The sequence below is a fragment of the Glutamicibacter creatinolyticus genome, assembly GCF_006094275.1.
GTDB classification, from domain to species: Bacteria; Actinomycetota; Actinomycetes; order Actinomycetales; family Micrococcaceae; genus Glutamicibacter; species Glutamicibacter creatinolyticus.
In genome coordinates this window covers 2935083-2948887 of record NZ_CP034412.1, presented here as the reverse complement: position 1 = coordinate 2948887, position 13805 = coordinate 2935083, and the positions used below count along the sequence as shown (strand labels likewise).

General features: G+C 62.3%; 11 protein-coding genes. 8 read left to right on the top strand and 3 right to left on the bottom strand.

The genetic code is table 11. From position 1 onward, the window contains the following. Positions 1-88: 88 nt before the first annotated feature. Positions 89-601, bottom strand: a complete 513-nt coding sequence (locus GcLGCM259_RS13550) for a MarR family winged helix-turn-helix transcriptional regulator (RefSeq protein WP_175419442.1) — start codon at positions 599-601, stop codon at positions 89-91. 89 nt (positions 602-690) lie between these two features. Here GcLGCM259_RS13550 and GcLGCM259_RS13545 point away from each other — a divergent pair, with 89 nt between their 5' ends. The 3 genes from GcLGCM259_RS13545 to GcLGCM259_RS13535 all read left to right on the top strand — a co-directional run bounded on the left by GcLGCM259_RS13545 (position 691) and on the right by GcLGCM259_RS13535 (position 4011). Continuing rightward, the gene (locus GcLGCM259_RS13545; protein ID WP_138926938.1) at positions 691-1353 is read left to right on the top strand and encodes an NADPH-dependent F420 reductase; all 663 of its coding nucleotides are present in this window, start codon (positions 691-693) and stop codon (positions 1351-1353) included. Between the two features lie 39 nt (positions 1354-1392). Then, positions 1393-2436: an LLM class flavin-dependent oxidoreductase gene (locus GcLGCM259_RS13540; protein ID WP_138175457.1), complete on the top strand. Its 1044-nt coding sequence runs from the start codon at positions 1393-1395 to the stop codon at positions 2434-2436. A 243-nt stretch (positions 2437-2679) separates the two neighbouring features. Next, a complete protein-coding gene (locus tag GcLGCM259_RS13535) occupies positions 2680-4011 on the top strand; it encodes an SH3 domain-containing protein (RefSeq protein WP_138926937.1) in 1332 nt (443 codons plus the stop codon). Here the strand turns inward: GcLGCM259_RS13535 and GcLGCM259_RS13530 are convergent, their stop codons facing one another. Then, positions 4012-5523, bottom strand: a complete 1512-nt coding sequence (locus GcLGCM259_RS13530; RefSeq protein ID WP_175419441.1) for a PucR family transcriptional regulator — start codon at positions 5521-5523, stop codon at positions 4012-4014. Between the two features lie 174 nt (positions 5524-5697). Between GcLGCM259_RS13530 and GcLGCM259_RS13525 the strand changes: the two genes are divergently transcribed. Further along, positions 5698-7086, top strand: coding sequence for an MFS transporter (locus GcLGCM259_RS13525; RefSeq protein ID WP_138926935.1), 1389 nt, complete (start codon positions 5698-5700; stop codon positions 7084-7086). A gap of 46 nt (positions 7087-7132) precedes the next feature. Then, the gene (gene speB / locus GcLGCM259_RS13520; RefSeq protein ID WP_138926934.1) at positions 7133-8128 is read left to right on the top strand and encodes an agmatinase; all 996 of its coding nucleotides are present in this window, start codon (positions 7133-7135) and stop codon (positions 8126-8128) included. A gap of 74 nt (positions 8129-8202) precedes the next feature. Here speB and GcLGCM259_RS13515 read toward each other — a convergent pair whose 3' ends face one another. After that, the gene (locus tag GcLGCM259_RS13515) at positions 8203-9579 is read right to left on the bottom strand and encodes a glucose-6-phosphate dehydrogenase (protein ID WP_138926933.1); all 1377 of its coding nucleotides are present in this window, start codon (positions 9577-9579) and stop codon (positions 8203-8205) included. A 74-nt stretch (positions 9580-9653) separates the two neighbouring features. On the opposite strand from GcLGCM259_RS13515, the gene GcLGCM259_RS13510 reads away from it, so the two are divergent. From GcLGCM259_RS13510 to GcLGCM259_RS13500, 3 genes are all read left to right on the top strand, one after another. Further along, positions 9654-11561, top strand: a complete 1908-nt coding sequence (locus GcLGCM259_RS13510) for a glycoside hydrolase family 15 protein (RefSeq protein ID WP_138926932.1) — start codon at positions 9654-9656, stop codon at positions 11559-11561. A gap of 80 nt (positions 11562-11641) precedes the next feature. Beyond that, positions 11642-12523 (top strand): LysR family transcriptional regulator, encoded by an 882-nt coding sequence (locus GcLGCM259_RS13505; RefSeq protein WP_246049897.1) that lies wholly within the window; start codon positions 11642-11644, stop codon positions 12521-12523. Positions 12524-12866: 343 nt separating this feature from the next. Then, positions 12867-13793, top strand: coding sequence for an FUSC family protein (locus GcLGCM259_RS13500; protein WP_175419440.1), 927 nt, complete (start codon positions 12867-12869; stop codon positions 13791-13793). Positions 13794-13805 lie beyond the last annotated feature (12 nt).

Below are 13805 nucleotides of genomic sequence, written 5' to 3'. Positions count from 1 at the left end.
GTGGGGCACTGGCGCGCAAAGACCCCGGGAACGGGTGATCGGCTTGCTGGCCGACCGCCGGTTCCCGGGGTCTTTTGGGTGTTGGCTCCTAGCCCAGCTGTTCCACGGCATCGCAGGGGTTGGTGCCCGGCTGCAGGTTGCGCACCGTCAGGGAGAGCTTGGCCAGCAGCTCCTGCAGCTGGCGGCTTTCACTCTCATCGAGCTGGGCGAGCAGTTCCTGCTCCGCCTGCGCGACCTTGCCCTCGAGCCGCTTCAGGGTTTCCAGCCCCTGCGCGGTGGCGATAATCTTGCGCGCCCGCCGGTCGGAGGGGGCGGGGATGCGTTCGACCAGGTTTGCCTGCACGAGGTCGTCAATGAGGTAGGTCAGCACGGTGCGGTCAATTCCCAGGTGCCCACCGAGCGCCTGCTGGTTGGCCGGGTCATGGTGCACCACCGTGGACAGCAGCTGGAAGCCGCGCACCCCACAGGGGATCCCGGCGACCGCCTCGGCGAACCGTGACTGGTGCCCGCGCAGGATCATGCCCATATGCCAGGCCAGGTCCCCGGGATTGGGGGTGCTGGCGGCGGCTGGAGCGGTGACGGTGTCCGGTGCGGTGTTCATGTCATCCATTCTATCGGAATATATGCGCTTGCATAGATGTTCTGTAATCAATATAGTCTGTACTACAACATAATTGAAGGGTGTGTCAGATGGATTCAGTTCAGCAGCGCGACCAGAAGACCGTGGGGATTCTGGGTGCCGGCCGGGTCGGCACCGCCGTGGCCCGCCTGGCCCTGGACGCCGGCTACCGGGTCAAGATCGCGACCTCCAAGCCCGCCAGCGAGATCAGCCTGATCGTGGACATCGTCACCCCGGGCGCTGAGGCCGTCAATGCCAGCGACCTGGCCGACGCGGAAATGATCGTGGTCGCCGTGCCCCTGCACAAGTACCGCACCGTGGACCCGGCGCTGCTGCAGGACAAGACCGTCATTGACGTCATGAACTACTGGTCGGGCACCGACGGGGAGATCGCCGAATTCGAGGACCCCACCCAGTCCTCCAGCGAGGTCATCGCCCAGCACCTGGCCGGAGCCAACCTGGTGAAGTCCTTCAACCACATCGGCTACCACGACATGGAGCCGGAAGCCGGGGGAGCCGGGGACGGCGAGGCCCGCGCCCTGGCCCTGGCCGGGGATGACCCCCGGGCCGTCCAGGAGGTCGCCGAGTTCATCAGCAGCGTCGGCTTCGCCCCGGTGATCGCCGGGGACCTGCGCTCCGGGCGGCTGTTCGAACCCGGAACGCCGATCTTCAATGGACGCTTCACCGCGGCGGAAATGGAAGAGCAGCTCAACGCTGCCCGCGTCTCCCGCTAACCACATCACCGCTACCCACCAAGACAAGGAACCTACGACATGGAACTCGGCGCCTACAGCTTCGGCGACACCCAGCGCAACGCTGACGATTCACTGCGCAGCACCTCGGAAGCCATCACCAACCTGTTCGAGGCCATCAAGTTGGCCGACCGCAGCGGGCTGGACTACTTCGGGGTGGGGGAGCACCACACCACCAGCATGCCGGCCTCCTCGCCCGGAGCCATCATCGCGGCGGCCGCCGCAGCCACCGAGCAGATCAAGCTCGGCAGCGCGGCGAGCATCATCAGCACCGATGACCCGGTGCGGATCTACCAGCAGTTCGCCACCGCTGACATCATCTCCGGCGGCGGCCGTGTGGAGATCACCGCGGGCCGCGGCTCCTCGGTGGAAACCTTCCCGCTGTTCGGCTATGACCTGGAGGAGTATGACGAGCTCTACGCCAACAAGCTGGATCTGCTGATGACCATCAATGATTCGCAGGCACCGGAGGTCACCTGGTCCGGGAACAAGCGCCCGGCCCTGAACGACCTGGCCGTGGTGCCGCGTCCGGCCCAAGGCAAGCTGCCGATCTGGCTGGCGACCGGCGGCAACGCGAGCTCCTCGGCCCGCGCCGGCCAGCTGGGCCTGCCGGTGTCCTACGCCATCATCGGCGGGGCACCGCACCGCTTCGCCCCGTTGGCGGACCTGTACCGCAAGGCCGGTGCCGCCTCCGGGCACGCACCGGAAACCCTGAAGGTCTCCGTGGCGGCCATGGGCCTGATCGCCCCGACCAAGAAGGAGGCGTTGGAGCGCTTCTACCCGGGCTGGTACAACCTGAACCTGGAAATGGGGCGCCTGCGCGGCTGGCCGGCTCCGGACAAGCGGGCCTACGACATCCAGGCCGAGGCACCGGGCGCCTACTACGTCGGTGACCCGGACGAAGTGGCCGAACGCATCGTGCACCTGCACGGTTACCTGGGCCACATGCGGCACTTCCTGCAGATGGACGTCGGCGGCATCCCACAGGAGCAGCTGCTCGAATCCATCGAGCTGCTGGCCACCGAGGTGAAGCCCCGCGTCCAGCGGCTGCTGGAAAAGAAGTAGTCGCGGGTTAGCGGCGGAATAAAGGGGCGCGGACACCACCAGGGTGTTTGCGCCCCTTTGCACTGTCCGGAGTCTGCCAGGGGGCGTGCGGGAAACGGGCGCAGACTCTGAAATGACTGGATGCAATTCACCTTTTGGGACAGGGGACACTACTGTTCAAACAGAACATGTTCCCCGAGGGTGCTGCCTTCGCCTGCGCACCATGTCGCTTTATCATCCTCGTGTCCACGAAAGGCCCACCCCATGCCTGTTCCCCGTACGCGCGTACTGCGCGCCCTGAGCGCCGGCGCCCTGGCGGTTGCCCTTGCCGGCGGCGCCACCGCCGCCACCGCGGCGGCCGGCTTCACCGCCCCGGCCTCCGGTGTTCCGGCGCTCTCCACACCGCACCTGGCTGCCGCCCCGGCCGCGGCCAAGAAGGTCGTCACCAAGGTCACGACCACCGCCAACCTGAACCTGCGCGCCGGTTCAAGCACCAAGCACAAGGTGGTCCGAACCATTCCCAAGGGCAAGACGGTCAACGTTTCGGCGACCGCCTCCAACGGCTGGTACAAGGTCAGCTATGCGGGCAAGACGGGCTGGATCTCGAACAAGTACACCACGGTCGCAGCGAGCACCGCGCCCAAGCAGCCGGCCCCCAAGGGCACCAGCACGGTGAAACTGTGGGTGACGGCGAGCGCGAACGTGAATATCCGCAAGGGCAGCAGCACCGGGCACGCCTCAGTGGGTACCCTGCCGAAGAACAGTGTCGCCAAGGCGACCGAACGGGCCGCAAACGGCTGGTACAAGATCAGCTACAAGAACAAGACCGGCTGGGTGTCGAACAAGTACGTCAAGACCTGCTCCAAGGGATGCCAGGTCGATACCGGCGACTACACCACCAACCGGGCCGGGCTGAGCGACCGGTATTTCACCAAGGCCAACGGCACCGACCTCTATGCCGCCGTCGGCGGGACCCGGAGGGTGGGGGATATTCCAAAGAACTCCATCGTCTACCGGGACCTGAAGTGGGAGAAGGAAGGCGGGCAGGTGGCCGGCTGGTACTTCGTGCGCACCCAGGGGCTGAACGGCTGGATGAAGGCCAGCGACCTGAAGCGCAGCAGCAACGCGGGCACCACCAATTCGAAGGGATACACCCGCGCCCAGGTGCTCAGACAGTCCAACGGCAAGGTTTCCAGCTCCATGCTGGCCGCAGTGCCGTGGGACAAGGAGAAAACCCTCATCGCCGCACCGGCCGTGAAGGACCTGACCCGGCTGAACACCGCCTTCAAGAAGCAGTTCGGGAAGAACCTGGACATCGACCTGGCCTACCGGACGCTGGATACCCAGAAATACCTCTACGCCGAGCTGGGTTCCTACATTGCGGCGAAGCCCGGAACCTCAAACCACGGTTGGGGCCTTGCCATCGATGTGCCCGAAACCTACGACTACTCCTTCCGCGGCAAGTACTACAAGTGGCTGAAAGCCAACTCCCACAAGTACAACTGGACCCACCGCAAGAACCTGGAGGAGTACCGGTCGGATGGTTCCAAGAACCCCTACGCCGAGGCCTGGCACTTCGAATACACGGGGAAATAGCTATTCGCTGAATTGCCCCGGCGCATTCCCCTGCGCCGGGGACAACGCGTCGTGAAACTGCAGAGCTAGCCATAGCACCGCAAGAACATGGGTTTCAGATAGATCTGAATCGATGAGGTTTCCAATCTTTTTTAGACGTGAAATCACTGTCTGTCGGTGGGTAAAAGTTGTCGTGGCAACTCTTTGCGCCGAGCGTTGTAGGCGTAGGTACAGTCTCAACGTGCCGGTCAGGTCCGATCCTGTGCGCTGGTCGTATTCAAGAAGTGGCGCGAGCATCCGGGATACCAATTGTTCGCCTTCTTGAAGGCTGGCGAAACCCAGCCATGATTCGTCTTCGGAATATTGAAGAAGTCCCGCTGATTCTTGCTTTGCTTTACCGCATGCCCAGCGTGCCTCAAGTACCGCACGCGATATTTGAAATTTATCCATACTTGAACTGATTCCGCCTACAGCTTCAGGGCCTAAAATATGTCTGATGGTTGCAAGAGAGCTATCGGCGGCAACTAGTAGATACGCAGTTCCGTGAAGAACGGTAGCGATTGTCGGAACCCCGTGGCGACGCAGGCGTTGAGCGTAATCACCGGGGGCGCCTTCAGCGGGAGGTTGGTAGCAGACAACCCGGATGTCATCGCTCACTAAACCGTAGCGGGAACCAATTGTTTCAGAACTTCCACCAAGGACTACTTGTGAGAACAAGGTTTCAGCGGTCCGTTGATTTTCTGTGATGTAGAGAGCTTGTTGTGACATGGCAAGCCCAATAATTGTGGCTGCATGCAGCAGTACGACTCCGTCAGGATGGGGATGCTCGGAGTGGGGAGCCACTGCGAGCAAGGCGTTGGCGTGTGTAGGGATGTCCATCAGGAGGATCGAGCGCCCGTCGTGCTTAGTCCAATGAAAGTGACGCGATGTTGTACCAGCTTCCTGACGGGCGCGAAGGATGCCAATTTGGGTTGTCGCATCCGGTATCGGGTCCGTATGGTTCCACGGATGCAAACAATAGTCGTCGATGACAAATAGGTAGGAACCCAGTTCAGTAGAAAGATCGTGCAACAAGATGTCCCACGCGTTGCCGGGTGTACTCGAGCGACGCAGAATGTCGTAAAGCCGCGCCGTTTGCTTAATTCGGCGTGATTCTTCGATTAGCAAGGCTTCGGCGATTGAGCGAGAGATGGCAATAAAAGGAAGCGGGTAAGGAACGGCGAGTAGGGGCAGTGGAAGTTCGCTGCATGCATTCAAGAAGGCCTCGGTGAATTTCGGGGCGTGCATTTCGTCGCCGACAGCCAATCCCACGGCCCCCGATGAAACCAGCCGCTCTGCTAGAGTCACTTGCCCTTCAGCTGATTCTGGAATCGAAAGCCCATTTGTCAACAGCAGTACTCCCTCGGATACCCATTCCCACAAATTCGGCAGATCAGACGTGTGAGACCAGGTAATCGGTTGTTCTACTCCTGCTTCGCCAGCAATTAAGCGCAGACCCAAATGGGGTTCATCTAAGAGCTCTCGAACAGTCATTGGCATTTTGGTTCCTCGTGGATCTCCTGGTCGCAATGGTCATTTCATACACCGGTATATCTAGGCGATGCGATTGTACACATATGTCTATTGAGTGTCGTGATCTAGCTCACTCATAGTGGAGGTGCAAGTTCATCACTTCCCTTGGTTTCCCTCATTAAGGCAGGTATCGCGATGAGCACAGGTACGAATCTCATCGATGACGCACCGTTGAGCAAGTTCCATGTAAAACTCACGGTGTTCTCCTCGGGCGGTCCATTCATTGACGGCTACGCTTTGTCGATCATTGGTCTTGCCTTTATCACCATGACACCGGCGTTAGGACTCAAGCCTGCAGAGATTGGCTTGGTCGGCGCAGCGAGCCTTATCGGCATCTTCTTTGGAGGCGGCATCTTCGGCTGGGTGACCGACAAGGTCGGCCGTCACACGATGTACATTTTGGACCTTATTGCGCTAGCCGCTTTTTCTATTCTCAGCGCATTTTCGACGGACATATGGCAATTGGTGCTTTGGCGGTTCTTGCTGGGTGTGGCAATCGGTGCTGATTACCCAATTGCCACTTCTCTCCTGACGGAGTTTCTTCCTCGGAAGGTTCGGGGCAGGCTGCTCGGTGCGACCTTTGTCGTATGGGCAGTCGGAGCTGCTGCCGCCTTCGCGGTTGGTTTCCTTCTCAAAGACGTAGGCCCAGAAGCGTGGCGGTACATGTTGGCCAGTCCGGCTATCTTCGCCATTATCACGCTTCTATGTCGGCTGGGTACGCCTGAGTCTCCCCGTTGGCTCCTGTCTCGGGGAAAAGTAAACGAGGCACGAGACGTCATCAAGAAGGTTTTTGGGCCGGCTTATGACATCGAATCGCTTGGCGAAAATAGCGCGGAAACTTCAATCACGGCTCGTTTTACGGACATCTTCAACAGGAAGTTCTTCAAGCGCACGCTGTTCGTAGCGATCTTCTGGACGGCTCAGGTGATCCCACTTTTCGCCGTTTACACCTTTGCGCCAGAACTTTTAACTTCATTCGGACTGACTGGTGATGCGAACCTCTATGGCGGATCCTTGTTGATTTCGCTCTTATTCGTTATCGGTGGGATCCCAGGTCTGTGGCTCGTGGAGAAGATCGGGAGACGCAAGCTGCTGTTGTGGACATTCGCCATCATTGTGCTCGCTCTAGGTGCCCCGGTGTTTATACCCGGCGTAACTGCGAACGTACTGTTCACAGCATTGGCCATTTTCGCTCTGGCCTCTGGCGCTTCCAGCTTTCTCGAGGTGGTATACCCCAACGAACTATTTCCAACGGAAATTCGTGCCACGGCAGTCGGGTTCGGGACGGCCATAAGCCGTATTGGCTCGGCTGTGAGCACTTACCTAATGCCATTAGCAATTATCACCTTCGGGGCTGCCGGGGCACTGCTGATCGGTGCACTGGTCTCGCTCGTAGGCTTCCTAGGAACTCTGTTCTTGGCGCCTGAAACGGCAAACCGCTCATTGAGTGAAACGACCGGCTACACGAGCTCTCATTCCGAAACCAACCAGCAAGTCGTGCCGGCTAAGTCGGCAGAACTTTGAAACCCCAACAACAAACGCCCAACAGATACGACAAGGAGATCTCTACATGAGCACGCATGTTCCGGTGGGACCTGTAGAAGCAACTGAAGTTCCACGGTATGCCGGTCTGGGTACTTTCGCCCGGCTCCCACAAATCGGTCAGGTGCCGGATTACGACATCGCCATCCTGGGGGTTCCTTTTGATACAGGGACGTCCTTCCGTCCAGGCGCGCGGTTCGGCCCATCAGCCGTGCGTGAAGCATCACGTCTACTTCGTCCGGGGTACCACGTTGAACTTGATGTCACACCCGTGAGGGAAATGCAGGTCGTAGACGCGGGCGACGTAGCGTGCACGCCCTACAATATCGGCAAGGCAGTGTCGCAGATCCAGTCACAGGTGAGGCCTTTGCTCGATGCGGCCAAACGCGTAATTGCTATAGGTGGTGATCATACGATCGCATTGCCAATGCTTCGGGCAGTATCCGAAGTACACGGGCCGGTGGCGCTGCTGCATTTTGACGCGCATTTGGATACCTGGGATACCTACTTCGAAGAGCCGATCACCCACGGAACCATGTTCCGTCGGGCCTTCGAAGAAGGGCTGTTGCTGGAGGATAAGTCGATGCACATCGGCATTCGCGGTCCGGTTTATGATCAGGATGATTTTTTGAGGGATCACGAATTCGGATTCCAAATCATCCGGGCCACAGATATAGACAGTATCGGCGTTGAATCGGCGATTGAACGAGTCCGTCAACGCTTGGGGGACACCCCGGTATATCTTTCTGTTGACATTGATGTGCTGGATCCTGCATTCGCCCCAGGCACTGGTACTCCAGAGATGGGTGGGCTGCACTCGAGGGAACTTCTTCGTCTACTGCGAGGACTTGACGGCATCAATATAGTTGGGGCCGACGTTGTCGAAGTTGCTCCCGCGTATGATCATGCAGATGTTACGTCCTTGGCTGCAGCAACCGTGGTCTTCGACATGATGAGCCTCATGACCAAGTCCATGAGTGCACAGATTGCAAGCAATACCGCGCTGAGCCAAGTGGTGCAGTAGCCAGACTACTCGCACTCATAACGGCGGATCCAAATCCTGAGGCGAACTGGATCCGCCGTCATGCATGTGCTGTCTTATTTGCTGCTTAGCGGCGGGATCGTGGGGCCTGGGCTGCCCGCGGCGTAGTCGCTCATCGGAACCGAACCGTCATCGAAGAGCTTCTGGATGTCCGCCAGAATCCTCCAGCCCTGTTCGGAGGCGTCCCCGCGCACGCTGAAGGTGGCATCGGCGCTCAGGATGCCCTTGAGCACGTTGCCGTACGCCGAAAGCCTGGGGGCCGAGGTGTCGGTCTGGAAAGTCACCCGCTCCATGCCCTGCACGGCGAAGGGGCCGCCCACGTTCATCTCGAACTCCAGTTGGCCGGTGTCCAGACGCAGGCGCATCACATTCGGCGGCACCCGGCCGTCGTGGGGGAACTGTGGGTACTCGTGGGGCGGGCGGCGGAAATTGATGGTGATTTCCTTGCGCGGCTTGCCAATGGCCTTGCCCGAACGCAGGGTCACCGGCACACCGTTCCAGCGCCAGCTGTCCACTTCCAGGGTCACCTGGGCGAAGGTTTCGGTGTTCTTTACCGGGTCCACCCCCTGTTCGGACACGTAGTCGGGAAGGTCCTTGCCGCCCACGCTGCCGGCCGTGTACCGCCCGCGCACCACCGAGGACGCCGGGTCCTTGCCCCACAACCGGGCCGAGCGCAGCACGTGCGCGGTCAGCGCCGGAAGCTCCACATGGTCAATGCGGGCCGGTGGCTCCATCATCACCAGGGACATCACCTGCAGCAGGTGGGACTGGATCATGTCGCGGAACGCACCGCTGGAGTCGTAGAACCCGGCGCGCCCCTCCAGCCCGAGCGTCTCGTCGTAGGTGATTTCGATGGACTGCACATGCTCCCGGCTCAGCAGCGGCTCCAGCAGCCGGTTGGCGAAGCGCAGCCCGGCGAAGGAATGCACCGCGGGCAGGTTCAGGAAGTGATCCACCCGGAACGTCTGCTTCTCGGGAACCAGCCGCGCCACCAGCTGGTTCAGCTTGCGGGCGGACTCCAGGTCGTGGCCGATGGGCTTTTCCAGGGCCAGCACCAGGGATTCGGGCAGCTGCAGTCCGTCCAGCACCTCCAGGGACTTCATGGTCACCTGGGGCGGCAGGGCAAAGTAGAGGCAGGCCGGTTCCTCCAGGCCATCAAGCAGGGACTGCAGATCCTGCGCGCTGGTGGCGTCACAGGTGATGAAGCGGGTGGTGTTCAGCGTGTGCTCGGCGGCGGGACCGTGGCTGTCCACAGTGTCAAAGGCCTGCTGCACCGTTTGCTTCCAGGTGCCGTCATCGTTGCGGTCGGCGCCGATGACGGTGACCCGGCACTCGGGGTCGGCACGCAGCAAGGTGCCCAGGCCCGGGAGGAGCAGACGGGATGCCAGATCGCCGGTGGCGCCAAAAATTACCAGATTCTTGATGCTGTCCATGCCCCGCACCCTACTCCCTGTGAAGAGGGAACTGTACCCTTTCGCGCTATCGCCCAGTTTGTTTGAATGAGGTCATGGCTAGCGAGAATGAGAACACTGGATCCACGCCGCTGGAAGACTACGCGCTGCTTTCGGACCTGCGCACCGGGCTGCTGCTCAGCCGGGACGGGAGCATTGACTGGCTGTGTTTTCCCAGATTCGATTCGCCGGCCGTGTTCTCCGCCCTGCTCGGTTCGGCCGCCGACGGGCGCTGGCGGCTCTGGGCTCCGGAGGGAAGCGTGGTCTCCCGCCGCTACCTGCCGCGCACCTTTGTCCTGGAAACCATCTGGCGCACTGCCACCGGCACGCTGGAAGTGCTGGACTTCATGCCGCCGAGCATCGAGCAGGCCGACGTCATCCGCAGGGTCACCTGCCTGGAAGGGGAGGCCGAGATCGAACATGACTTGCGCATCCGCTTCGACTACAACCGCGCCAAACCCTGGACCCGGAAGGTCACGCTGACCAAGGAGGGCGCCACCGGCCTGCTCTCCGTGGCCGGACCGGACGCGCTGCTGCTGACCGGTCCGCAGCTGGAGCCCGACCATGCCTGGAACCAGCGCCATGAACGCCGTGAGCGGCAGGACAGCGCGGACCGTGGCCAGGGCCGGCCCACCGACTACCAGGGCGCGGTCCCGGACCGGCTGACCGGACGGTTCACCCTGAAGGCCGGGCAGACCCAGGACTGGGTACTGACCTGGCACAAGTCCCATCTGCAGCCGCCCAAGCCGCTGGATGCCGAACAGGCGCTGCAGGCCACCGTCAGGTACTGGCGCGACTGGTCGGCCCGGGTGCAGGTCACCGACCGCTATGACAACCAGGTGCTGCGTTCGCTGATGGTGCTGCGGGCCCTGACCGACCAGGCCACCGGCGGGATCGTGGCCGCCCCGACCACCTCGCTGCCCGAGGAGTTCGGTGGGCAACGCAACTGGGACTACCGCTACACCTGGCTGCGGGATGCCTCGCTGACCATTGACACCCTGGTGGCCCACGATTTCACCGACGGTGCGCTGCACTGGCGCAACTGGCTGCTGCGTGCGGTGGCCGGAGACCCGGACGATATCCAGATCATGTACGGGATCGCCGGGGAACGCGAACTGACCGAATCAGTGCTCGACCACCTGCAGGGCTATGAGCAGTCCCGGCCGGTGCGGGTGGGCAACGGCGCGTTCGAGCAGTACCAGTCCGACGTGGTCGGTGAGGTGATGCTGGCCCTGGCGGCCCTGCGTGATGCCGGGCACGGGGAGGATGAGTTCTCCTGGGCGCTGCAACGCAACCTGCTCAGCTTCCTGGAGCGCAACATGGAACGCAAGGGCCACGGGATCTGGGAAATGCGCGGCAACGCGGACTTCTTCACCCACGGCAGGGCCATGATGTTCGCCGCGTTCGACCAGGGGGTGCGGGCGGTGGAGGAGCACGGGCTGAGCGGGCCGGTGGAACGCTGGCGGCACCTGCGCGAGAGGCTGCGGGAAGAAATCATGGAACGCGGCTACGACGCGGAGCTGAATTCCTTTACCCAGACCTATTCGAACAAGGAAGTCGACGCCTCACTGCTGCAGCTGCCCAATACCGGGCTGCTGCACCCCGAGGACCCGAAGATGCTGGGCACCGTGGCGAAAATCGAGGCGGACCTGCTTGACGAGGCGGGCATGGTGCGCCGCTACCGCACCCAAACCGGCATGGACGGGCTGCCGGGCAACGAGTACTCGTTCTTGATGTGCAGCTTCTGGCTGGTGGAACAATACGCCCGCTCCGGACGCAGCGACGAAGCCAGGCAGCTGCTGGACCGTCTGGCCGGCTTCGCCACCGACCTGGGGCTCTTTGCGGAGGAATACGATTCGGCGGGCGGGCGGCTCGCCGGGAACTTCCCGCAGGCCTTCAGCCATTTGGGCTTCATCCGGGCAGTGGACGCGGTGGAAGGCACCCCGCGCACGTCCGGGGTCTAGCAGCGGCTGGCGCCCCAGTGCTTCCGTCCCCGAGCGCCAGCTGCCCTTTGGCGGCGGGCACGTGATGCAATAAGGGCGTGATGTTACGGCAATTGGAATACTTCGTGGCGCTGGCCCGCGAACAGCATTTCGCCCGCGCGGCCGCCGCCTGCTACGTCTCGCAGCCCGCGTTGTCCGAGGCAATCCGAAAACTGGAGGCCGAACTCGGCGTACCGCTGGTGCGCCGCGGCCACTCCTTCCAGGGGCTCACTGTGGAGGGGAAGAAGGTGCTGCCGTGGGCCCGGCGGATGCTGCTGGACCATGAGGCATTGCGCCAGGAAGTGGAGGGGCTGCAAGAGGCCCTGAGCGGAAGGTTGCGCCTGGGCGTCGTGCCGGCGGTCAGCTCCACCGTCGTGGAACTGACCGCTCCCTTTGCCGCGAGCCACCGGCGGGTGTCGATTCAGGTGCAGACCAGCCTGCACTCCTCCCACATCATTGAACAGGTGCGCGGTTTCGAACTGGACGCCGGGATCATCTACGCAGCACCGGAGGATGCGCAGGATCTGGTGGTGCTCCCGCTGTACACGGAGGAACACGTGCTGATCACCGGCCCGGGAATGCTCACCGAAGCCGCGGTCCCAGGGTGGCGGCAGGCACTGGACCTGCCCCTGTGCCTGCTCGATTCCAGGATGCGCGGACGGCAGGTATTGGATGCCGCGCTGGAACGCCACGGGATGAGCGCTTCACCGCGCATCGAAACCGATTCGGTGGTATCGCTGCTCTCCCATGTGGCCACCGGCCAGTGGGCCAGCATCGTGCCCCGTCAATGGCTGGCCCCGCTGGGCCCGTTGCCGGGAATCCGGATGACAGCGTTGAGCGAGCCGGAGCTCTCCCCGCAGATCAGCCTCGTCCTGACCGCCAGTGAGCCGATGCCGCTGATGTCCCGCGCCCTGTTGCGCACCGCACGGGAAGTGTATTCATAGCGCCTTCCACGGGCGCTTCCCCGCATGATGCCGTTTTCTGCTGTTTCCTACAGGTCTATAAGAGCTGCCTATTGATTCATTGAATATAAGTCTTGGACGTAATCAAGAGCTTGCGGAACTCTGGATAGTGGGCCCTTCCCGGCCCTTCATCCAGCCTTTTCGTGAGAGGGAATCTCGATGTCCAGCGAACCGACTTCCGCACGCTTGCCTCATGCAGACCGGTGAGAAGCGCTTTATGCCGATGACGCTGCCCGCCTCATCCCGGGGGCCAGCCGGTGTCGGGCGTCTTGGGCCAGGAAACTGGCGGAGGTCCCCAGATCTGCGACCAGCGCTGCGCGTGGGGATGGGACTGGCCATTCCAGGCACCACCCTGCTGTTGGTGGGGCGGGCCGACCTGATGATCTACGCGGTCTTTGGCTCGGTGACCGGGATGTACGGTCGCAGCCCACACCGGGGCCAGCGGCTGCGTGACCAGCTGCTGGCTGGCGGAATGCTCTTGGGTGCCGGGTTCGGCGGAATTCTTGCCGCGCCCCTGGGATTGCGGAGCTGGTCACTGGTGCTGGTCAGCGTGGGGTGCGCGGTGGCCAGCCTGGTGATTGCCGACCGGTTCGCGCTGCGCCCGCACGGGGCGTTCTTCCCGCTGTTCGCGTTCGGCGCGCTGGCTACATTGCCCGGACACGATCAACCGGACCTGGCCGGGCTGGCGGCGTACGCCCTGGCGGTATTGGTGAGTCTGCTGCTGGGTCAGCTGGGACGGTGTTCCGGGCAGCAGGCTCCGGTGCCGATTCCCACCTGGACGTACACGGCACGACACGCCTCAAGCTATGGGCTGGTGGTGTTGTTGGCGGGCGCGGCCGGGATCCTGTTCGGCTTTGAACACCTGCAGTGGGTGCTGGCCGGTGCCGTGGTGCCGCTGGCCGCCGGGAATGCGCGCGGCCGGGTGCGCCGGGCGGCACATCGCGTCGCCGGAACCGTGGCCGGGTTGGGTGTGCTGCTGGTGCTCTTTGAACTGCACCTGAACCAGCCGGCGCTGGGCATTGCGGTAATCCTGCTGATGTTCCCCACCGAGGCGTACATGACCCGCAACTACGGGCTGGCGCTGAGCTTCTTCACCCCACTGATCATGCTGATGCTGGATCTGGCCGCGCCCGGGACCAGCTCCCAGCAGCTGTGGGAACGCGCCGGAGGAAACCTGCTGGGCGTCACGGCGGGGCTGGTTGGCTCGTGGATTGTCGATCCGCGGCGGCGGGTACTGGAAACAGCAAGTTGACCAAGGCGTGCC